The 22,018-nt window shown below is 48.0% G+C and carries 24 protein-coding genes and 2 tRNA genes; 9 read left to right on the forward strand and 17 right to left on the reverse strand.

Features of this window, described 5'->3' with window-relative positions:
- Positions 1-2: 2 nt before the first annotated feature.
- Entirely contained in the window at positions 3-458 is a 456-nt protein-coding gene (gene queD, locus NSMM_RS03120) for a 6-carboxytetrahydropterin synthase QueD (RefSeq protein WP_090284512.1), read from the reverse strand.
- A 136-nt stretch (positions 459-594) separates the two neighbouring features.
- On the opposite strand from queD, the gene NSMM_RS03125 reads away from it, so the two are divergent.
- A complete protein-coding gene (locus tag NSMM_RS03125) occupies positions 595-1,455 on the forward strand; it encodes a radical SAM protein (protein WP_090284514.1) in 861 nt (286 codons plus the stop codon).
- A 15-nt stretch (positions 1,456-1,470) separates the two neighbouring features.
- Here NSMM_RS03125 and NSMM_RS03130 read toward each other — a convergent pair whose 3' ends face one another.
- The 6 genes from NSMM_RS03130 to rfbC form a co-directional block, all read right to left on the reverse strand.
- A complete protein-coding gene (locus tag NSMM_RS03130; RefSeq protein WP_090284516.1) occupies positions 1,471-1,761 on the reverse strand; it encodes a helix-turn-helix domain-containing protein in 291 nt (96 codons plus the stop codon).
- Positions 1,762-1,931: 170 nt separating this feature from the next.
- Positions 1,932-2,849 (reverse strand): alpha/beta fold hydrolase, encoded by a 918-nt coding sequence (locus NSMM_RS03135; protein WP_245654658.1) that lies wholly within the window; start codon positions 2,847-2,849, stop codon positions 1,932-1,934.
- A gap of 60 nt (positions 2,850-2,909) precedes the next feature.
- Positions 2,910-3,488: a YceI family protein gene (locus NSMM_RS03140; RefSeq protein WP_245654659.1), complete on the reverse strand. Its 579-nt coding sequence runs from the start codon at positions 3,486-3,488 to the stop codon at positions 2,910-2,912.
- A gap of 48 nt (positions 3,489-3,536) precedes the next feature.
- Positions 3,537-4,355: a hypothetical protein gene (locus NSMM_RS03145; RefSeq protein WP_090284518.1), complete on the reverse strand. Its 819-nt coding sequence runs from the start codon at positions 4,353-4,355 to the stop codon at positions 3,537-3,539.
- A 237-nt stretch (positions 4,356-4,592) separates the two neighbouring features.
- Positions 4,593-5,951: a DNA repair protein RadA gene (gene radA, locus NSMM_RS03150; protein WP_090284521.1), complete on the reverse strand. Its 1,359-nt coding sequence runs from the start codon at positions 5,949-5,951 to the stop codon at positions 4,593-4,595.
- Between the two features lie 21 nt (positions 5,952-5,972).
- On the reverse strand, positions 5,973-6,527 hold the full coding sequence (rfbC, locus tag NSMM_RS03155) for a dTDP-4-dehydrorhamnose 3,5-epimerase (protein WP_090284523.1): 555 nt from the start codon (positions 6,525-6,527) through the stop codon (positions 5,973-5,975).
- 96 nt (positions 6,528-6,623) lie between these two features.
- On the opposite strand from rfbC, the gene NSMM_RS03160 reads away from it, so the two are divergent.
- Together NSMM_RS03160 and NSMM_RS03165 are read left to right on the forward strand one after the other, a co-directional pair.
- Positions 6,624-6,716: transfer RNA gene (locus NSMM_RS03160), tRNA-Ser, on the forward strand.
- 121 nt (positions 6,717-6,837) lie between these two features.
- Entirely contained in the window at positions 6,838-7,077 is a 240-nt protein-coding gene (locus NSMM_RS03165; RefSeq protein ID WP_090284526.1) for a hypothetical protein, read from the forward strand.
- A 233-nt stretch (positions 7,078-7,310) separates the two neighbouring features.
- On the opposite strand, the gene NSMM_RS03170 is transcribed toward NSMM_RS03165, so the two are convergent.
- Positions 7,311-9,527: a hypothetical protein gene (locus tag NSMM_RS03170; protein WP_090284528.1), complete on the reverse strand. Its 2,217-nt coding sequence runs from the start codon at positions 9,525-9,527 to the stop codon at positions 7,311-7,313.
- 425 nt (positions 9,528-9,952) lie between these two features.
- Between NSMM_RS03170 and NSMM_RS03175 the strand changes: the two genes are divergently transcribed.
- The 4 genes from NSMM_RS03175 to NSMM_RS03185 all read left to right on the forward strand — a co-directional run bounded on the left by NSMM_RS03175 (position 9,953) and on the right by NSMM_RS03185 (position 11,406).
- Positions 9,953-10,132 (forward strand): PIN domain-containing protein, encoded by a 180-nt coding sequence (locus NSMM_RS03175; RefSeq protein WP_090284529.1) that lies wholly within the window; start codon positions 9,953-9,955, stop codon positions 10,130-10,132.
- 4 nt (positions 10,133-10,136) lie between these two features.
- Positions 10,137-10,265: a PIN domain-containing protein gene (locus NSMM_RS16730; protein ID WP_143001840.1), complete on the forward strand. Its 129-nt coding sequence runs from the start codon at positions 10,137-10,139 to the stop codon at positions 10,263-10,265.
- Positions 10,266-10,660: 395 nt separating this feature from the next.
- Positions 10,661-11,050 carry a hypothetical protein gene (locus NSMM_RS15960; RefSeq protein ID WP_090284531.1) on the forward strand — a complete coding sequence of 130 codons (390 nt, stop codon included), beginning with the start codon at positions 10,661-10,663 and terminating at the stop codon, positions 11,048-11,050.
- A gap of 2 nt (positions 11,051-11,052) precedes the next feature.
- Positions 11,053-11,406 carry a hypothetical protein gene (locus NSMM_RS03185; RefSeq protein ID WP_090284533.1) on the forward strand — a complete coding sequence of 118 codons (354 nt, stop codon included), beginning with the start codon at positions 11,053-11,055 and terminating at the stop codon, positions 11,404-11,406.
- A gap of 865 nt (positions 11,407-12,271) precedes the next feature.
- Here the strand turns inward: NSMM_RS03185 and NSMM_RS03190 are convergent.
- From NSMM_RS03190 to NSMM_RS03225, 9 genes are all read right to left on the reverse strand, one after another.
- Entirely contained in the window at positions 12,272-12,844 is a 573-nt protein-coding gene (locus NSMM_RS03190; protein ID WP_090284535.1) for a hypothetical protein, read from the reverse strand.
- Positions 12,845-12,944: 100 nt separating this feature from the next.
- Positions 12,945-13,685, reverse strand: coding sequence for a hypothetical protein (locus tag NSMM_RS03195; protein WP_090284537.1), 741 nt, complete (start codon positions 13,683-13,685; stop codon positions 12,945-12,947).
- 508 nt (positions 13,686-14,193) lie between these two features.
- Positions 14,194-14,334 carry a hypothetical protein gene (locus NSMM_RS15515; RefSeq protein ID WP_176753838.1) on the reverse strand — a complete coding sequence of 47 codons (141 nt, stop codon included), beginning with the start codon at positions 14,332-14,334 and terminating at the stop codon, positions 14,194-14,196.
- Between the two features lie 240 nt (positions 14,335-14,574).
- Positions 14,575-15,936: an AAA family ATPase gene (locus NSMM_RS03200; protein ID WP_176753839.1), complete on the reverse strand. Its 1,362-nt coding sequence runs from the start codon at positions 15,934-15,936 to the stop codon at positions 14,575-14,577.
- Positions 15,937-15,944: 8 nt separating this feature from the next.
- Entirely contained in the window at positions 15,945-16,889 is a 945-nt protein-coding gene (locus NSMM_RS03205) for a toprim domain-containing protein (protein WP_090284541.1), read from the reverse strand.
- Between the two features lie 5 nt (positions 16,890-16,894).
- Entirely contained in the window at positions 16,895-17,110 is a 216-nt protein-coding gene (locus tag NSMM_RS03210) for a helix-turn-helix transcriptional regulator (RefSeq protein WP_090284543.1), read from the reverse strand.
- Positions 17,111-17,229: 119 nt separating this feature from the next.
- Entirely contained in the window at positions 17,230-17,727 is a 498-nt protein-coding gene (locus NSMM_RS03215) for a hypothetical protein (protein WP_090284545.1), read from the reverse strand.
- Positions 17,717-18,904, reverse strand: a complete 1,188-nt coding sequence (locus NSMM_RS03220; protein WP_090284547.1) for a tyrosine-type recombinase/integrase — start codon at positions 18,902-18,904, stop codon at positions 17,717-17,719. Before NSMM_RS03220 ends, NSMM_RS03215 begins: the two co-directional genes overlap by 11 nt.
- A 163-nt stretch (positions 18,905-19,067) precedes the next feature.
- Positions 19,068-19,158 (reverse strand) — tRNA-Ser (locus NSMM_RS03225).
- Positions 19,159-19,469: 311 nt separating this feature from the next.
- Between NSMM_RS03225 and NSMM_RS03230 the strand changes: the two genes are divergently transcribed.
- Together NSMM_RS03230 and alr are read left to right on the forward strand one after the other, a co-directional pair.
- Positions 19,470-20,804: a M16 family metallopeptidase gene (locus NSMM_RS03230; RefSeq protein ID WP_090284635.1), complete on the forward strand. Its 1,335-nt coding sequence runs from the start codon at positions 19,470-19,472 to the stop codon at positions 20,802-20,804.
- Positions 20,805-20,901: 97 nt separating this feature from the next.
- Positions 20,902-21,987 carry an alanine racemase gene (gene alr, locus NSMM_RS03235; RefSeq protein ID WP_090284549.1) on the forward strand — a complete coding sequence of 362 codons (1,086 nt, stop codon included), beginning with the start codon at positions 20,902-20,904 and terminating at the stop codon, positions 21,985-21,987.
- The last annotated feature ends 31 nt before the right edge of the window (positions 21,988-22,018 follow it).

Genomic DNA, 22,018 nt, shown 5'->3' on the forward strand with positions numbered 1-22,018 from the left:
ATTTATGATCCTGTATCGGTGCGGGCAACATCTGCCCAACAGTTGGGCGTTTCAAACAATCGCACGTGATCAAGCTGCAATTGTTCTTTATAGTGCTCTCGAAAGGCATTATCCAGTATGTCGAACGCAATCAGCGCAAGATTCTCGGCTGTTGGCTGCAGATCAAGCACAACCGTTTTATGATCGGGAATTGACAATAAAAAATCTATTACTGGCTTATCCTGGATATAAACCAGGAAAGCATGGTCCCATTGATCGACGAGTGCCGTATGAACAATGGATTTAACTTCTGAAAAATCCATGACCATGCCCTGCTCCGGTACGCCTTCGTCATTGACAATCTTACCAGACAGGGTAACTTCCAGCACGTAGCGATGTCCATGTAGATTCCTACATTGACTGGCGTGCGTCGAAATTCTGTGTCCGGCATCAAATTCAAACTTGCGGGTTATCAACATGTAAGATAATGGGGGTCGAGTACAAGATCAGATTCTGGTGGTTATCTGGATAATAATTGCGGGAATCGGTTTTTAGAAGTACTCTTAAGAAGTATCTTTATACTCACAGTCAACAAACGAAAACCAGATTATACCATTGCCAACTGATAGCAAAATCTTAGGTACTGATAATCACAACCGCGATAGTGCCGGGCTTACCTACGTTTATCCCGTCATCTCGCGCCGCGCCGGTGGACTGTCGATCGGCATCAATCTAAACCCGAACAACGCCTGTAACTGGCGCTGCGTATATTGTCAGGTACCTGACCTTAAACGTGGCACTGCACCAGCAATTAATCTGAGCAAACTGGAAAGAGAGTTATGCGGTTTCCTTGAACAGTTATTGTTTGGAGATTTTATGCAGCAGCATGTACCACCGACAGCCAGAATCATTCATGACATTGCCTTGTCTGGAAACGGCGAGCCCACCAGTGCTAGCGAATTTGCCGAGATTATCAACTTGATTGGTGAAGTAATTCGGCGTTTCCCGCTACCTGCTACACTCAAACTTAGACTGATCACCAATGGCAGCCTGATTCATCGTGCTGCAGTTCAGACAGGACTACGCCAAATGGCTCAACTCAATGGCGAGGTTTGGTTCAAGGTAGATAGCGTAACCAAAATTGGTCGCTTAAGGATCAACCGTACCCGCTCCAGCCTGCAACAAATGCGCCAAAACCTGCAATTGAGTGCATCACTTTGCCCAACCTGGTTACAGACTTGTGTTTTTAACTGGAACGGGCTCGCACCTGATGACAATGAAATACAGGCCTATTTGCATTTTGTGCGCACCATGCTGCAAGAAGGTATCGACATAAAAGGCGTGCTGCTATACAGCCTGGCACGCCCTTCATTACAAGCCGAAGCAGACAGTTTATCCAGCGCCAGCAGAGACTGGATGGGGCAATTTGCAAACAGCATCAGTGAGCTAGGCGTTACGGTGCAAGTTAGTGTCTGATAATGATACGGTGACTTATTGGTCTAATTGCTTGGCTGATTTCTTCAGGCTTTTATAGAGATCAGGATATTGCGCTTTAAGCATAGCGGCAACAGTTAGATCATCACGTTTCACTTTAGTCAGATCAATACCGTCAATATGCACCAGCCTAACTAATTCTCTAACCGCCCTGGGCATTTCACGTCCGCTCTCATAACGGGATCCACCGCTTTGTGTAACACCGACCTTGCTCCAAAATTCCTGTTGATTCAATCCAAGCTTTATACGAATTTCTCGTGGATTTGGGATATTTTTAAAAAGTTTCATATTATCTTCGCTTAATAAAGGGTTATGAGATTCATATTCAATATGTGATACCAGTTTTTGTAAACGTCATAAATCCACTTAACTTAAGCTTCCCATTTTTGCAATAGCAGACTGTTTTATCTTCTAATCTAAATCCAGATTAGAATATGGCAATATGTAGAATAACGCTCTTACCTACTATGGGATTTGCATTGTAGTAAAAAATTCCTGACAATCTGAATTTGCTGGAAATCAATCAACAAGGGTGCATGGCCCACACGCTCCAGCTCAATAATTTCTGTATCAGCATGTCTCTCTTTCATCCTAGCGGCCAGTTGCGCTGGCAATATGTCCGATTCTTTTCCTCTTAGCACCAGAACCGAGATATCAAGACGATCCCAGTGTGTCCACAGATCGATGTTCTTTACGACATCTGGTCGAAAAGAAATCGAAATTGCTGGGTCATAGCGTAAACCAACAGTACCATCAGCATTTTCCCGCGCGCTATATTTCGCTATATGGCGCCACTGTGCATCTGTCATTTCACCAGATGCGGCAGATAAAAGCCGCAGATAACTTTCCAGCTCATTCAGGTTTTTGAATTGCGGTGATTTTCCAACATAATCAGCAAACGCTTTTAATATTGTAGCGGGTATGTAAGGGCCGATATCGCTGATCACCAGCGCCTGGACAGGGATGGGCAAATGTGCACGTGATGCCAGTAACAAGCCAAGTAGCCCCCCCATGGAAACACCTACCCAATAGAGTTTGGCAGCACGGCCATGTCGCACACAGACATGTCTGAGCAAGTTCTCAAAATCAGACAGATAAACCAGAGGACTGCTGTAACCCATGGCATCCGACAGCCAGTCGCTTCGGCCACGACCGACCATATCCACACTGATTACCCTGAAATCATGTTCCAGTGCGGCTGCCAGAAAATCAAAATCACGGCAGTTACGGGTTAATCCATGCGCACATAAAACAATGTGGGGATTATCTTGGTCTCCCCAATCGGTATAAGCAATTTGGTGATACTCACGTGGTTTGTCCTTGTCATCACTGAGCGTTGGTACGCGCAAATAACGGTATTGCGTATTTCGAAGCACGGCACGCGAGCTGCTATCTATGAAAAATACAGACAAACAAGTGTATCTAAATACATTTCTTTACTTCTTGTATCCTTCGGCACTAATCATCAATCGAATATCATCACCTACACCGGGTAGAGCATATTTCATGCCAAAGTCTGAACGCTTCAGGCTGCCAACCGCATCTATCCCGCACATTGCTTTATTGTTCATCGGATTCTGGCCGCATTTAAACGCGGTAATGGTCAGAGTCACTGGTTTGGTGACACCCAGCAATGTTAGCTTCCCTTCAATGCTTTTCGGTGCATCACCTTCAAATTTCACGTTATCTGACTTATATGTTGCCACAGGGAATTCAACCGTATTGAAGAAATCAGGAGAGCGTAGGTGATCATCGCGTTTTTCCTGTCCGGTGTTGATGGATGTAGTTTCAATCGTAATTTCAACAGCGCCTTGTCGACTTGCCCGGTCGATTGCAAATTTTCCACTGGTTTTGTCAAATCGTCCATACATCGTGGAAAACCCCAGATGACTGACCGCAAAATTTGGGTGCGTATGGGCAGGATCAATATCATAATTTTCCACTGCTGCAAACGTTTTTAAACTCAGCAACGTCATCGGCAGTACAAATAGATAAACGATCAATCGAGATATCATGGTATTTTCACCTTTTAAATATATCAAAATCTCATAACACTTCGCCCCCTACCATAGGACAACTCCTTCAGCATACCATGCCAGACTTGTCGCAGCTACTGCAACCAGCATGGTCATTAGCGAAAATACAATAATTTGTATCCGGCATGATCTGGTTCGCATAATTGGCAAGTATGCTGCCAACGGAATCAGCGCCAGTGCTGGCAGGCAATACCAGGGCAGCTTTGCCAACACCAATGCCGCACTGGCCAGTAAAGCTGGTAGTAACGAAACTGGCAGGGTAAATGTTCGTCCACATGACAAAGGCTTGTTTTGAATAAACTGCAAACACAAATAAGCACCACTTGCCGCGCCAATAGCCAATCCTAACTGGCTAAGTGATGCGGAAGCTCCTAAAAGTGCAGAGAACCCCACGCCTATCCCCATTCCCATTCCGGCAGCACCTGCGCGTATCGGCTGTGAATACAGACCATCCGTTACCACTACTTGCCACGTAACAAATAGAACCAGCCCTGTCCCCAGCATCAGGCTTTCCATAAGCTGCTTCTGTATCAGAATCGGCCAGAATATCCAGAGTGCTGCTACCGCGGCGCCAGCCCCCAGCAAATAACGTACCATACGCCAAGGTGAGGGAAAACTAGCAAGGACCGGTGCAATTGCTCCGGTAACGATTCCGGTCAGGATGATTTTCCTGGTGACTGTCAACGATTCAAAATTAAAATCTGCCACCAGATAAACGACGGTACAAAACCCGGCCAATATCGCCAACCCGGACAAACGAATACGATCAAGCAGAAACGCAACCATCAGCGCCACCAGAAATGGCGCAAGAGCGCTTTGTACAGCGGGGTGATTCCACCACTCCATCACCTGCTCCCTTATTTAGGGCACCTCTAAAAATCCACATTTGCGAGCATTCCCTACGGGGATTGCCTGCTTACCCCGTCTCGTCACAATACTGCGTTACTTATAAAAAATATTTCCTTACATATCAATTTATGCTGCGTCAACATTTTTTATTCACGCCTAATCTTGTTTGGAACGCTGAATTTTTAGAGAGGCCCTTTAATCGTTAACAACGCTGGTCAAAAATAATACGGAAGATTATGAAAGGCCGAGCGCATGATTAACTGCTTCTTCAATTCGCTCCACCGCGATAATCTCAATTCCTTCAATTGCCAATTTGGACTGGTTTGCTTTTGGAATAATCGCACGAGTAAATCCTAATTTGGCCGCTTCCTTGAGTCGATCCTGCCCGCGTTGCACTGGTCGCACTTCTCCGGCTAGTCCTATTTCACCAAACACTACCAGTTTATCCGGTAATGCCCGATTTTTTAGAGAGGAAACAATTGCCAGCAATACGGCAAGGTCCGCACCCGGCTCACTGATTTTCACCCCACCTACTGCATTGATAAAAATATCCTGATCAAAACAAGCCATACCGGTATGACGATGCAATACGGCCAGTAACATGGCAAGCCGATTTTGTTCCAGACCGACACTTAAACGCCGGGGATTGGGCGCATGCGCTTCGTCCACCAATGCCTGGATTTCTACCAATAACGGGCGGGTACCTTCCTGTGTCACCATCACGCAAATACCCGGCACCGCGCTACTGTGATGAGACAGGAAAAGCGCAGAAGGATTGCCAACCTCGCGCAAGCCTTTTTCCGTCATGGCAAACACACCCAGCTCATTGACGGCACCAAAACGATTCTTGAAAGCGCGGATCATACGAAAAGTGGAATGTGTATCCCCTTCGAAGTAGAGGACGGTATCCACCATATGTTCCAGCACACGCGGTCCCGCCAGTGCGCCCTCTTTGGTGACATGACCAACCAGGATGATGCACATACCATTGGCCTTAGCAAAGCGGGTCAAACCAGCAGCGCACTCCCGCACTTGTGATACCGAACCGGGTGCGGCCTGCAAGCTGTCGGTATAGATCGTCTGAATCGAATCGATCACCGCAATCTTTGCTGGATGCCGGGTCAACGTGGTAAGAATGACTTCAAGCTGGATTTCAGCCAGCAAATTGACGGCAGCCACATCCAGCACCAGACGCCGCGCACGCAGCGCAACCTGCTGAGCGGATTCCTCACCGCTGACATATAACACTGACTGATGCATCGACATGCGTGACAAGGCTTGCAACAATAATGTGGATTTACCAATACCGGGATCACCACCCAGCAACACCACACCTCCTCGTACCAGCCCACCGCCTAGCACACGATCAAACTCGGCCATGCCAGTGGAAAAACGGGGTGTATCTTCAGTTTCTACTTTACCCAGATTAAGTATTTTCCCTGCTGCCGCATCTATGACAAATCGGGATATATTTCGATTAGCCACCTCCTCTATCAGCGTATTCCATGCCTGACAATGTGGGCACTGTCCCTGCCATTTGGATGTCTGACCCCCACAGTCATTACAGGTATAACATACCTTGGCTTTGGCCATTACCTGTTCGCTTGCAGCAACTCAGACTGCATCTTCATACACATCCGCTTCCTCAAATAACTTGCCCTGCATATCTTTCATGGAAAGTACCGGTTCAGATTCAACAGGCCAATTTATCGCCAGCGTCGGATCATTCCACAGGATGCAGCGCTCATGTTCAGGCGCCCAGTAGTCAGTGGTCTGGTATAAAAATTCCGCAAACTCCGAAAGCACCACAAAACCATGGGCAAATCCTTCCGGAACCCAAAGTTGCTTTTTGTTATCTGCACTCAGAATATCCCCCACCCATTGCCCGAAGGTGGGTGAATGGCGGCGCAGATCCACTGCTACGTCAAACACTTTTCCTGCCACCACCCGTACCAGCTTGCCCTGCGGCTGTTTGATCTGGTAATGCAATCCACGCAATACGTTCTTGATTGAACGTGAATGATTGGCCTGTACAAAATTCACAGACCGCTTGATTCCAGCCGTAAATTCGCGCTGGTTATAACTTTCAAAAAAGAAACCACGCTCATCACCAAATACACTCGGTTCAATCAGATAAACTTCAGGGATTTTTAATGCCACAATCCTCATTAGCAAGCTCCAAGTTCGTTCGCAGTTTCGTCCGATGATTCAATCCAGCTGAAAACTGGTAAAATGCCCGTGCTTTCGTTGTTTATTTGCAGCCAGGGAGAGGTACCGAAGTGGCCATAACGGCGCTGACTCGAAATCAGATGGTCGGGTTTTCCCGGCACGTGGGTTCGAATCCCACCCTCTCCGCCAGTCATTATACCTGCTACATTTTCTTTCCCAGTTTCTGTTGTTGTCATTCAGACAGCAGCGCGAGTTAGCTGCATAAAGCCTAAACCCACAGCCAGCGAAACCCGTTACAGGTTTAAACCACGTGGAAAAACAGCGTACAACCTCAGCAAAAACCATCAACTTTGCCAACTTCGAACTCACCATGAGCATCCATTCGTTTTGCAAGCCTCGCCAGTCTGTCTTTGCTACCGATCGCCGTGCCACCGTTCTGAATCTTGATACCTTTCTCAAAGACCAAGTCGATGGTGTTGCGTTTTTCGAGGAAAATTTCTTCACTAACACAGCATGCTCATATTGGTCGAACGGACATTCCATCACCTGAGCAACTCAAGCACTGGTTCTTCTGTATCCCAGCTGTCGCAGGCAATGGGTGGTGGCAAGACGCACAGCATGATCGCACTGGGTTTACTGGCGCAATCTGGCCTATGCTGTTGCCGTTCCTGTGGGCAATGCCGATCTTGGCGTCGTGACCACGACGGCACTGGCAAACCTGTTCGTTGCCGTGGCGGAAATGAGCAACGTTTGCCTGGTCATTCCCGATCTCACCGGATCAATCTAATCTATAAAATCAACCGCTTCCTCGAAACGCTGATCCCGGGAAAAACAATTCGCCTTGACATGCAATGGAGGTTCCAGATTAGGAATGTGAATATGGTTGAGCTGATTGAGTGACATCATTTGCTCAGGAGTATCACCAATCTGAACGGAACAGACATCCATTCCGGCGTTCTGCAGATACACATCGCCCTGCCGTGCTCCCGATAGTTTTAGCTGTCTAAAATTTCCTCGTTGACCCGTGCCACCAACCAGACTCATGGATGGAGGCAATGGAGCTGTGGAATTTACTGATAATCTCGCCCGAAAAGCTTGCGCCGTTAGTAACCTGGTGCTTGCGAGCGAGCGGGCGCCAATATAAGGAAAAATACCTTCCTGCAGATCACCCCAGATGAAGCCTCCCATGGCACCAAAGAGGGAGGAGGAATCCAGTACTTCCAGAAAAGCATTCATCTGATCAATTGCTTTGGTTTCGTCAGGAAAAAAATTGAAATCCTGCATTAGTCCGGGTACCAGTATCATCTTGCGACCTATTGGGTTGTGCTGTTCCATTGCCAATAGTGTGTCCAGCACCCACTGGATATAGTCAGATTGTGATCGGCTGGTGGCACTATTGGCGAGATTGATCCCAGTGCAATTCACCTGCAATTGGCCACAGATTATACCCAGATGCTTATAATTGGGCAGTGGATCGGGTAGTCCAGTATCGATCAGCATCGACTTGATCTGGGGATCATCGATTGCGAAGAGAGAGAGGGAGCCGATGAAGTTTTTTCCACTGAAATTTGCAGAAATATTGCCACCTTCAATATTAGTTAGAGTAGCTGAAGCATCCGTCACTCCACAATTACTGAACGCGCCATAGCAGTCATAACCCAGGTATTCTGCTTCGTCAAACATAATAATGTTGGCTGACGGATTATCTGATTTCTGTAACAGTAATTCCATGTACGCTTCAATATGCGCCATACCAGCTTGTGGAAAAGCTTTTCTTAGATCACGACTAATCTTTCTAAGTGTTGTCAGTGTGCTAGCATAGTTTTGCGCAATTTCATTACAAGCAGATTCGACTCCGTTCAGGCACCCCAAGCGAATATGCCAGAACGGTTCGTCCAGCAGAAACAGAATGGGGCCTCGATGACTGGATGATCTGATGGCTTCGATCAAAGGATAGGCATCCTGCTGGGTAACGGAATGCCGCGCAATATCGAAAATAAATTGGTTAATAACTACGACCGGGATCAAACGATTGGCATTACGATTCAGATAATGTGTGATTTCCTCGATATTTCCGGAGGAGAAGGAAAAGGCATTCGAAAAAATACTGACTTCATCCAGCTGCTCTGGACTTGTCAGCTGAAAACCCAATAATTTTTCGCTACGTTGAGTATCGAAATAACGCCTTGTCAGGTCATAGCAGAATTCATACCTTTGTGGGCTGTTGCTGAATTCCCCAAAACGATATATCTGTGAACGGTATATGTCGTCAGCGCCGTGCCGAAATACATCAAATTGTGTTAACTGTGTATGGGTTTTAAGTAAATTTTGCGGACCTGGCCTGCATTCCAGGAACCAATCGTCCTGCCTGCTAACGAAAGCTTCTTCTGCCCGTTTTATTTGGGAATCAACGTAAATATGAAGAATATTCATACCTTCCGCCTGTAAATCTTCTACTGCACGGTTGATGAATTCATCCAATGCCAGCAAGATCGGGTCAAACGGTATTGTTTCTGGATAAGGATAGGGGCTGATCACCATGAGGGGGCGTAGTGCAAGCGGCTGTAAATTTCTGAAAGCACGTTTGAGATAACCAGTAACACCTTCGAAACCAGCTGATCTGGCCAGATCATCATAAACACGCTTGATTTGTGCAGGTGCCGAAGGATGAAGCGTGTCACCGGACGGAAGCGGGTGCAACCACGCATCAGCATTGATGTATGCTGCAGACTCGCGCAGTTCCGCAGCGCGTAGCTGTGCACACTCCATCGCCGCCTCCGATTCACACTTGGTTTCCCCATGAGTTGCAAAGATCAGCGCACAGTAATTATCTTCTTCAGAGCAATGATCTTTCAGCAACGGGTAAAACGGTAGCTCGTCTCCCGGCGCAGTACCTACGAACACGAAATGATGCGGATGATCAAAAACAGCATGGTCTACCTTATGACAGGCTGGATCAGTCCGACAGGGATCAGCTAGTGCAAAACTGCCTGTCAACATGAGTAGGCTCCCAAGTGTCAAAAAGAACAACCATTTGATTCTCATCATATCAGCTTACCGAAGTATGGATTTATTACAAAAATATAACAAATTCTCAGCTTTAAACATCTAGCCGTCATCCTTGTATTGCCCGAACGGTGACTCAAAGATGGGTAATGCTGACACTGCTACACCCGCAATCCTGAATCGCCGCGTTGTTTGCGTAGGTCGGATAAGGCAACGAACCCAAACATGTTTAACTGGCTTCGTCTTTGATGGTTGCTGATAGTTTTATTGGTCACAATGTCCCGCTTTCATGGTCGGTTGGTGACCGAACGGGCTGTCGTGTTAGAGTTTCTGTCGTCACTTCAACGTCCAGTGTATCCCATCGTTAAGGTCTCCAGTCGAGCTTTCAAATCACGCCAAATATCAACGTCGTTTCAGAATTGCGCAAGGCAGAATCCGGAAAAGCCGATCCTAATGTCACGGCCTGGGCAGCCGGTTTTCCGGGTAATCTCATGTTTCTACCGGCGATCAGCGTACTGGAGTTGGAAACCGGCGTACTGCTGTTGAGTGGAGTGCCGAGACTCAGCTCAGGGGGCGATACTCTAAGCTTGGTTGGATGACCACGTGCTGCCGACTTTTGCCGGTCGGGTATTGGCAATCGATACTATCGTCGCACAGCGTTGTACGAAACTTCATGTGCCCGACCCACGCACCGAACGCGACGTTCTTATTGCGGCAACTGCGTTAGTGTAGCGGAAAAATTCTCAAGGTGGAGAGCCCGAGTGGTCTTACTGCGGGCGATATATCCCTCAATTTAATGTTTATCCTATGCGCAACGGAGAGACCTTAGGCTTGTCGGGCCGTATTCTGGTTTGTTTAACCAGGCTGGTTTTGCTTGCTCTTTATGTAACTGGGTTGCTGCATTGGCTGAGAAAGCGGCGGACGCAAAATGAACGACCGCGCGACGGATAAATAGTAGAGCCGATCGGCTCGGGCTGGCAGGCTTGGCGGAGAAGGCGTCGTTCATATTCCCTTGCCAACGCCGCATGAATAAATGATCTAGGGTTTCGAGGATTAAAAGTTACCCGTGAACTTACCCACATTTATTTATGTACCCGGCTACCGGGTTTTCTTATGAGGATTCAACAATGGAAACAATCAGGAATAATAGCGCAATAGATGGCCGTCATGCAGGCAATGAATCAGGCATTGAATCAGACTCAGCACGGTGGATAAACCGACAGTTCACGGTCGAACGTGACAACAAAAGGCCACTGGCTTTCAAGGGCGAGCTTTTAGCATCGGCTCGCAGCTGCATCACCTACGGAAGATGGCAAGAGTTACGGCTCTATCGAACGATAGGCGGCCAATATATCTGCCAGCGCTCATGCTTAACCCAATGGGAGAGCGAACCCGACAGTAGAGAAGCGGAAGTTTGCAGGTCAGTTTCTGAAGTGATGGGATTCTTCGAGCATAGTCGGCTCGCTAAAGACCTTTATGCTAGTGCTGGTATCAATACTGCTTGCTTGGTCTACTAGCCATGAAAATACTTTACACACTCAACCGGGCACAGTTCGACGCTATAGCCTTCGGGTTCAAGTCTTCCGAAATCGCCGACAGTGGCATCGATGAAAACGCAGATGGCACCATGACATCATGGGATCGTGGAACCGTAACACTGTCAGCGGACTGTCACGGCGAAGAGCTGCTGATGGAATTCGATTTTGTTCAATACGACGGCAAAGGATTTGAAATTGCCAAAGAGCCTTACGTGAAATTTAATTTCCGGCTTGTGGATGATTTCTTTTACTCAACGGATATAGATGCTCAAGGCATTATTGATTCTGTCGCTTGGGAATGGCATGTGAAAACGGATCTGATCTGCGCGTCGTGAAATAACCAGCCCTCAGGAACGCTCAGGATCGACGATCGGTTGCCTTCCCTTCCCGGTATATGCCCAAGGTGGGGAAAGCCTTCAGAAATTGATTCTGATGCGTCTGGGCGGCTTGTGTGTGGTCTGGCGGCGTGTGTTTGCTAGTTGCTGGCTGGAATTGTCTGGAATTCTGTAAATAACTGGCTATCTGTTGCAAATAATTAGAAATGATTTGCAGAAAAAATATATTTTATATTGACCTCAGAATATCCGAAATGTTGGCACGGTTCTTGCTAAGGTATGAATGCGCTCCGATCCTGTGCATGTCTCAGCAGCGAGTAGTCGATAAATGCTGCCGGTGGAAATTCAGCAGGTCGGCCAAGGCAATCGCTCAGACCATGAGCTGGCATAGTGCCCGTGTAGCGCGCTGCAATCCTTCAGGCTACCTGCCTATCAACCACGGCTCAATCGCTCGCCTGCGTGAATCGTGGTGCCTTGTCTGGCTTCAAATCAGGATTTTGGATTTCTAGGCTTTTACCGCGGGCAGCATTTCCCCACGCCCCACCCCCCCTTTGGAAGGACCCGTAATAATTATCGGCAGCAGGTCCAGCCCACCGAGCACAGCAAGCAGGACAGCGCCATACTCCACCACAGCCCGACCAGCAGCACGGTGCTTGCCTGCCCCATCTATTCCTTTTATGGCGATAGGGCGCGTCAGCGCACTGGTTTGCTTGTGTTGTTGATTTTGTTGTGTCGTTAGTAATCTGTCACTCCATCATCCTGGGTATGCAGCCTTGAGGATGAACACCACCACCGGATCATCAGCCCATGCCTTCCAACGATATCGACAGGGCAGCCGAAAGACCAGCCACCCCGTCAGCCCTACCTAATCCTGCAAGAACTTATGCTTGGCGATCAATGCAGCTCTAGCCGGTTCAGCAATTTGTTCGTTATGCTCAGCGCCGAATATTTCAGCGAGGAAACGCTGCCAACCCACGTGGCCGAATCGTGAGAAAACATTTCCGTACAGCTCGAAGCCAGCAGCCAGTCTTTCCCGCAAAGCATTATCCTTTTTAAACTCAATGAGCCAAGCATCAAACATCTGTCGTAATAGAAGTTCCCGCGCGTGTTTGGTATCAGCATGAATATCGCTCTCTTCGTGCTGCCTCACCAAATACCACAGCTTTTCTTTGATGTCTTTGGCATACTCAAAATCGGCTTCCGCCTTCTTCGCAGCAATTCTTAATTTTTCCAACTCAGCGTCGCTGATCTTGTTGAGAAGATTTTCCGTCAAGCCTTTGCTCGCGGCATCAGCGGCATTATTTGCCTTATCGAGCAAATTCCTTAGTTTGTCGTTCGCGTCATCGTGCTTACTCTGCAACATCCTTGCCGTGACAATGCGCTCCCGGTTATCCTCAATTCTTTTCAACTGCACTGTATCAAGTTTTACTGTTGTCATTCCTATTTCCTCTCACGTTAAAAAAGACTACTTAAAATAATACGTCACTGCTTCACTACTGCCCAACAAAACCATTTCCCCCATACCCGGCAAGCCACAATCACGCCGCAACAGCTTCAGCCGGATATCGCCATGCATCTGATTTGCTGATATCGATGCGCTCGAAAAATAAACTCACTGGCGGTTTGATGATCTGCGTATTTAATCGGTGCTTGGCCGGATCTGACAGCGCACCATTTTCCAGAAGATCCACCGCAACTGCCCAGAATAAGCGGTCATTCTTGCGGATGATTTCACGGGCTGAGTTCATATGTAGGTTCCAGTGTGTCATTGGCTGGCTGCCTGCTTGATCGTCCAGAAAGCGACATTGAGCATAAGACAAAAATCTCTCGTGATAGTCGCTGTTTATCCTGCGATCACGTAAAAAGCTTTCCCCAACATATCCGGAACAATTGGTGAGGATCTCCATAACCGCCAATGGAATTGGCACCATCGCGTTAACCGGCTCAATAGCGCCGTCGTCGTCTTCATCATCAATGTTGCTCTCACCAGTAGATACCCTGCCAGATGATCCGCCGATCAAAGCTGATTTGACCGGATAGCCTATAGCCGACATCACTATCGCATGCCCGGCTTCATGCGCTGCAACATCGAGCCTGCGCGGCTTTTTCCCTGTGGCCTTGAACATGGTATTGAATACGCTCGACAGGCCGTCACGGGCGATCCTGTGGGCTTCACCGCGTCGATTGAACAGCTCTATGAGTTTCCATGGCTCGCGTGGTGAAAGTTCCATATAGCAAGCCTCGAAAATCTTGTGTTGTTTTGCTGTGAGATAAAGCATGATTCCATCCTTATAAGTAGTCTTTCAAATTGTTGTAACGCGAGCATCAAAAGCAAAGTCCAAGACCAACCCCCGGCTTCGCCGCCTCCAAATAAACGGAAAAGGGTTTAACCACAGCAGCCACCCTTGCCCCGATCCACGCCGAACCGTATTTCTCTGTGCCCTTACCCCCGCCGGTCGCGCACAACATTCACAATCTTCACAATATTCACGCCCATATATAAATCAATGACTTAGGCGAAAATTCTATATTCCAATCTTCACACAACATCACGGCCTATACCTATGTAACCCGGCCACAATGTGAAAAATACAATTAATATTCAGTATGTTATCTGCAAATTCCGGGCTGAATCCAATCTTCACACACGCCGCCAATGGTCGCAACCCGGAATTCCTAATGCTCAATTTCCAACTCTGCCCAATCTTCACGCCTGCCGCAGCCATCTTCACCCAAGTTCACACCATCCAAGAGTTAATATCCTTTTAATTCAACTACTTGAAGCAGTCATGTGAATGTGTGAAGATTGTGAATGTTATTTGCCGACCATGTGGGGTAAGCAATCATCAGGGCGGAAATCTCGATCATGGATACGACGATTTTTTTGGCTTCCAGTTTTTCACTGTAAAACTGAATAACTGACTGCATGCCACCCTCCCTGTATATAAACTGAATAACTGAATAACTAGATAAACTGAATAACTAGATAAACTGAATAACTAGATAAACTGAATAACTAATAACAATCAATTGGTTAAAATGGGTATGCCAGCCATACCGCAGCCAGATATCCAGTTTTTCACATGAACCCGCCCCCCCAAAAATCCAGTTATTCAGTTTATTCAGTTTTTCAGATAGGGGGGGGTAAAGTGTAAAAACCGCCGAATATCAGTTCCCGTTAGTCTGGTGTTTGTATGCTTCCTCGGTCGCCTGCTCACCAATTAAATGATATGAATGAGAATTCCTTGCGCCGATCGTCGCCCCCCAGAATTTACCTGTATACCGGTCAAGTACAGCCCGGATTTTATGCACGCTCCCGCCACCAGCAGCGGACGCGGCTTTGATGAGATTGGTTTTTTCTCTAGCGCCCTGTGGGATCACTTCCTGAATGATCCCGATTAAGTAACTATCTTTTTCAAGTAGTTCGGCGGCTTCAGCTTTGGCCTTAGCTGTCACCAAGTCGCCCTGTGATAGACGCTTAACAGACTCGACCAGTTGACCGTAACCGCAGTGCTCCCCTATCGAGTAGCTGAAACAGACTTCGCGCTCGACATTCCCGCGTGACTTGGTATTTTCGAATATGACTGTCCGCGTGGTATCACCTAGTGCGGGCTTGCCGCCGTCTATGATGTAAACACAATCGGAATCGTCAACAACGTCAGACGTGCCCCCGTGTATCAGGCTACCGTCAACATCGCGGCGTTTATTGGTGTGTGCCAGCAGAATCATACTGCCACCGTGACTGGCAAAGGTTCGTGCTACGGACATGAACGCGCTTGAGATTTTCTTATCCATCAGGCTGGTAAACTTTTTCAGTGTATCCAGCACAATGATTTCCCCTCTGGCGGTATCCTGTTCCACCATCAATCGCAACATGCCCACAAAATCCCGTACCTTAAAATCTCTGTGCTCAGGTGCTATCAGGTTCATGCCATACTTTGCGAAGATATCCGCCTTATCTACCAGCCCCCGGTCGTTATCGTCGGCGTTGATGTAATACACGTTCTCTCCACGTATGCGCCCGGCGGTCACGCTATCCGCCAGCATACGAATAGTGAGCAAAGTTTTTCCGGTATTCGGTGCAGCGTATAGCGCAGTCAGCTGTCCGCGTAATGCGATTCCATCCATGATAAAAACATCGTCGAGCATTTTTTCCCTCATCGCTGTAGCGTCCCTTGTAATGTTGAATGCTGTAAGTCTGAATATTTCCTTCCCTTTTGGCGCTGGCTCACCTGCCACCGTGAAGAGCGCGCCCTCGGCTTCCTGTCGATCATTGGCGGCATCATCAGCGATAGCCGGGGTGCTCGGCTGTTGTAGTTGAGCATTCCAGAATGCTTCCTCCTCATGCCTGTCATAGGTCGCAGCATCAGCCGTGACAGCTTCATCCACGCTTCCCGCATCGGCTGAATGTTTTACCAGCAAAGTGATAACCTTCCCCGATTCCGGCAGTGCGTCAAAATCTTCCTCTGTGCTTGTATCTTCCGCGGGCTTGAAGCCTTCCTCGGTCATAAAGCGCTTGAAGTCCGCCATTGAAATAATCATAGCGCCCCCCGTATGCTTTCCTTCCAGTCGCACCAATCGCCCGGTAACCTTGGGATGATCACCTGAGCGCCAACCGCTTCAGCAGCCGCACGGGCAGCAGCCTGGCCTACGCCGCTCTCGTCGTTATCGCCAGCGATGATTATTTTCCGACCGACAGCCGCCCACTGAATAGCCCTGGCAACATGTATCAGATTCCCGGAATCAAAGGCCACCAGAACTGTATAGCCTGTGTATTCATGGACGCTGGCAGCAGTCGCAAATCCTTCCGCAATGACAAGCGGGCTGACCGTGGATTTACTGCCGTCTTCAATAGCGTAGAAATTGCCCTGCTTCTTCCCGCCAGCAAGGAATCTTTTTTGACCATCGGGCCTGATAAATTGCAGGCTGGACAGCCTAAGATCAGCATTGATTAATGGCACGACAAGATCACCGTTAAGGACGCGCAGACCGTGCGGCTTGATATCTTTCTTCACAAGGTACGGGTGGGTTGCCGGTGCTGACTTGGCTGCTTCCCAAGTCCGTTGAGCCTTGAGCGCTGCATCATGTTGCTGCTGTGCTAGGTCATCTATTTTCTTTTGGCGATGCATGCGCAGCATGCTGGGTTTGACCTTGGTTTGTCCGCTGATCTCGCCCTGATAGCGCCATGTCTGCTTGCTGCCTGGATTGCTCATATCTTGCCAATAGCCCGCTGGTCTATTATCCAAATGCAGCACGTATGCACAATTAACCGATCCGCTTTTTTGCCCGACGATGTGCGCCCGATGCAGCAGACCATCCGCAATGATTTCGCTATCTAAAGCGATGCCTGATTGCCTCATGGAATCTTGGAAAGCCTGTATAATTGCGTTAACAGTATTTCCTCTAAAATTAGATTGCTCCAGATTAATACCAGCTTGCCCGGCTGGTATTTTTTTGCCTTCAGTATTTCCTCTGTTGGTCATATCAATTACTCCCCAGCGCGATAGTTAGCGGGATCTTTCAGCCATTTATGGATTTCCGCGTTATCGTAAAAAGTGCAGCGTATGCCTAGGCGTTCGGGTTTCGGAGCTTTGCCTGCCATGCCCATTTTTCGGAATGTCTCCTTGCTGACTGGAAGGAATTTTTTGATTGCGGAAAATCTGCTTTTGCCTATAAGCGGCAATGTTTCCTGATGGTTGTTCATTCTGTTTTATCCTCGCTGTTTGTATGTAACGAGGGCAATTAAAACAGAGATATTTATTCCTTGTTCCCGGGTACTTTCAAAGTTCCCGGCAAAGCTGCTGCCTGTCTAGGTTCCTTGCTTTAAAGTTTTTTTAAAATATTTTCTCTCTGCTCTTCGATAGCCTGTAGCGCGTCTTTGTAATACTTGGCGACAGCCCCTTTACCGATCTTTGCACCCTTGGCATTCAGTGCCCTGGACACTTCAATATAAGCACCTGCTAACCCCTCCAGCGGATGCGTTTGCAAATACTCTGTCACGGCTCTGTAAACCTCCCAGCCTTCATTCATTTGCCTGGCTACTGCGGTAATTTTTGCATCCTTACGGTACGGGCTGCCCAAGGTTAAAACCCGCTCCTGACCATAATGAACAGCCTCGAACTTGTTCATATAGGCCGATGATACCCACTTAGGCATCACAACTTTATATTGCCCACAGATCGCTATAGCACGGGCAAGGCTCCACGCATCACCAGCTTCAAAGCGTATGCGCGCATCTTCCAGCATGTCGGCAACGCGCTGCTCGTGCTCGGCTTGTGTACGGAATATGGCCGCTGCGTCATGGTTATGGTTATCTGCCATTTTTCACCCTGTCCAAATAACTCGCCCAGTCATTCATCATCCTGGCGCGTGGTTCAAGGTGCAGGGCGTGATTGTATGAAGCTGAAACTTCATCGCGTGGAGAATGTGCGAGCTGCAATTCAATATGCTCATGGGCATAACCTTGTTCATGCAGGATGGTTGAAGCGATCCCACGGAAACCATGACCTGTCATTCTGCTGTGGTAGCCCATGCGATAAAGGGCATACAGCAATGTGTTATTGCTCATTGTCTTCCCGTTACGCCGCTCACTGGGGAACAGCAATATGTCATCAGCCCTTAGCTTGCGAATGTCCTGCAACACCTCTATAGCCTGATCTGCCAGCGGAACAATATGCGGAGCGCGCATTTTCATCCGCTCAGCTGGTATCCGCCATTGCCGGGATTCAATATCGATTTCTTCCCACCGTGCGCCGATTAATTCGGCAGTCCTGACAAACGTTAAGGCTATCAATTTCAGCGCGAACCTGGTTAGCGGGTGTCCGTCGTATTGATCGATACGCCGCAAAAGCTCCGGCAAATCCTTGTGATCAAGGCGGGCGTAATTTGTTTTTTGGGATGGCTTCAGCACGTCGGCTGGCTTGATATCTGCTGCAGGGTTACGCTCTGCTAATCCGTGACCAACCGCATAACGGAATATTTGTCCGCAAGTGCTTAGCGCACGCTTCGCAATATCGGTAGCGCCACGTGATTCAATTTTTTTGATTGTCGCCAATAGATCCATGGCCGTAATGCTGCTAATCTGCTTGTCACCGATCGTAGGGAAAACATCAGCTTCAAGCCTTCGCAGCGTATAGGCGGCATGTCGTTCTGTCCTGGCATGTCTCCAGTGCTCCCACCACTGACGAGCAACCGATTCAAAGCTGTTCTCAGCCGCTGCCATTGCGACATACTTTTGCTGTTTCCGGTGCTGTGATGGATCGATTCCTTGCTTGAGCAGGTCGCGGAAAACTACCCGTAGCAGTCGGGCTGATTTGAGGGTAACGTCTGGGTATGTGCCAACGGACAGCATCTTTTCCTTGCCGTTATATCGGTATCGATAGCGCCACCACTTGGAACCGTTCGGCTGAATTAGTAGTGTAAGGCCGTCACCGTCAGATAACTTGTAGGCTTTGTCTCTGGGCTTGGCTGCCTTGATTTTTGCATCTGTAAGATACATGCGGGTAAGTTCTTCCGGGTAATTAGTCTTACCCGTAATATTACCCGTATTTTGCCACTGTTACCCATGTTTCCCATGATTGCCCATAGTTGGCATGAAATGCTTGCAGCCTAGCGTCGGTGCTGTTATGCTTGGCATCTGTGGGTAACGTTTGGCGTGTAGGTGGCGGAGAAGGCGGGATTCGAACCCGCGGTACGGTAAAACCGTACACACGCTTTCCAGGCGTGCACCTTCAGCCACTCGGTCACTTCTCCACTTACATTACAACAACATCAGCAGCGCGGGCGCCAAGCATAAACTAGAATTTTCTAAGGAGCAACCTATATATAGAGAACCGTATTACATCCGATTAAACATGTCACGGGTTTCGTCAGAGAATTGCTGTAATAATTTACTGTCTGTACAATACGAGCAACAACCAAAGACACTGAAATATCTCACTGATTATGTTACACGCGGCTTGAAATAACCGTCCTATAAGCGAGGTCATATTTTGCAAAGAAACAACCCTTTTTCCCTTGCCAGTTTTAACTCTGCGTTATTTGTTCTGGTATGTTTGTTTTTCATGCCTTGTTCGCTGTTAGCGAATACAACAACACATGAATATTTTCTGGATAATGGTCTCAAGCTTATCGTAAAGCAAGATCATCGCTCGCCGGTAGTGATCCAGCAGATATGGTATAAGGTTGGCAGCATGGATGAAGTCAACGGCAAAACTGGCGTGGCGCATGCGCTCGAACACATGATGTTCAAAGGGACAGTCAAAGTACCTGCCGGTGAATTCTCTCGCAGAATAGCAGCAGCTGGTGGCGTGGAAAATGCTTTTACTGGCACAGATTACACAGCTTACTTCCAGCAACTGCATAAGCAGCACCTGCCAATGGCGATGGAACTGGAATCGGATCGTATGCGAAACCTGGTTCTCACGGAAGAGGAATTTTCCAAGGAAATCCAGGTGGTGATGGAAGAGCGACGGTTACGCACGGATGATCAGGCACATTCACTGTTATTTGAAAAAATGATGGCAACCGCTTTTCAGACTCATCCCTATCGCCGCCCGATTATTGGCTGGATGAATGATTTGGAACAGATGCGAGTCAGTGATCACCAGGAATGGTATGACAAGTGGTATGCACCCAGCAATGCCGTGCTGGTTATTGTTGGCGATGTCAAACCAGCAGAAGTGCTTGCATTCGCCCAAAAATATTACGGTAATATCAAACCATCATCGGTACCGGATCTGGCCGAACGTAACCCGCAAACCGAACCACCGCAAGTCGGCATAAAACGTTTGTGGGTCAAAGCACCCGCTGAGCTCCCCTATTTACTGATGGGGTACAAGGTACCAACCCTGAAAGACTCCCAAAATGACTGGGAGCCTTATGCACTTGAAATTCTGGAAGGAGTTCTGGATGGTAATGCTTCGGCCAGACTTAATAAAACACTGGTACGCGAAACACATATGGCTGTTTCAGCAGGTGCAGGTTATAACGCAATCGCACGCGGACCCGGCATGTTCTATCTGGACGCCACACCCAGTCAGGGCAAAACCATCGAGGAATTGGAGCAATCCATTCGGCTGGAAATCGACAAGATCATTCAATCTGGTATTACAGAACAAGAATTAAGCCGTGTAAAAGCGCAGGTTATTGCCAGTCATGTTTATCAACTGGACTCAATATCGGCACAGGCGATGCAGATTGGTCGCCTGGAAAGTGCTGGTTTCTCGCAACAGGATGAAGCAGTCATTTTAGAAAAAATAAAAGCGGTTGAAACTGAACAGGTCAGAGAAGTTGCCAAAAAATATCTAACGGATGACGTGCTGACGGTCGCTGTCCTGGATCCACAACCACTCGACAAAAATTCACCTGCCAATAAATCGATCAATTTGAGGCACTGATGCCATATTGAGATGGTCGCAGGCATTCCGCCTTGGGTGGTACTTACTTTGAGTTTCCGCAACACTTTGGATAAATACCTATCTTTCATCTGACCTGATGTTCCGTCCGATACAAACCATCATCGACACCACTGCATTGCAGCACAATCTTGCGGTGGTTCGACAAAAAGTTGGTCATGCGCGCACAATCGCCGTCATTAAGGCAGATGCATATGGCCACGGATTATTACATTCTGCGCGCGCCCTCAGCGCAGCAAATGCCTTTGCAGTACTTGAGCTGGAAGCCGCTGTAAAGTTAAGAGATGCCGGATTTCAGCAACCTATTATCTTACTGGAAGGTTTTTTTTCATCTCACGAACTTGATGCCATTAACCAATATCGCCTGAGTACGGTTATTCATCATCATGAGCAGCTCTCCATGCTCTCAGCCTACCGGGGAAGCAACAAGTTAGCCATTTTTCTAAAAATTAATACGGGCATGAACCGCCTCGGTTTCAAACCAAAACCGGGAAACTCAGCATTACATGCGTTAAAACAACAAGAATTCATCGGAGAAATTACTTTGATGACGCATTTTGCCTGTGCGGATGATGCGGCAGAACAGCAATTGGTTATCCAACAACTTAATGAATTCTCAGTACTTAGGGCAGAATGTGGTATTCATCTACCCTGTTCTCTTGCGAATTCTGCCGCCATTTTACGTTATCCACAAACACATGCGGACTGGGTACGCCCAGGCCTACTGCTTTACGGTGTATCTCCATTACCAGAAAAAACCGGCATAGAAATGGGATTACGACCCGCCATGACACTGACAAGCCAGATTATCGCCATTCAGAAGCTCAGTCCGGGAGATCGGCTGGGTTACGGCGCACAATTCACCGCGAGTCAAGCCATGCGAATTGGTATTGTAGCAGCTGGTTATGCTGACGGCTATCCGCGTCATGCGCCCACCGGTACACCAGTATTGGTAAATGGCCAGCGCACACGGATTGTGGGAAGAATTTCCATGGATATGCTCAGTATTGATTTACAAGGGATAGACCATGCAAACATCGGCAGCACAGTAACACTCTGGGGAAGAGGACTGCCAGTCGAGCAGGTTGCTACAGCGGCGCAAACGATCAGTTATGAACTGCTGGCAGCAATCTCCCCAAGAGTACCGCGTTGCGCTACACCTTGAAGAGTACTGCTGCCACTACTGAGCAAAGATT

Origin of the sequence: Nitrosomonas mobilis (assembly GCF_900103035.1) — a bacterium.
Lineage (GTDB): Bacteria > Pseudomonadota > Gammaproteobacteria > Burkholderiales > Nitrosomonadaceae > Nitrosomonas > Nitrosomonas mobilis.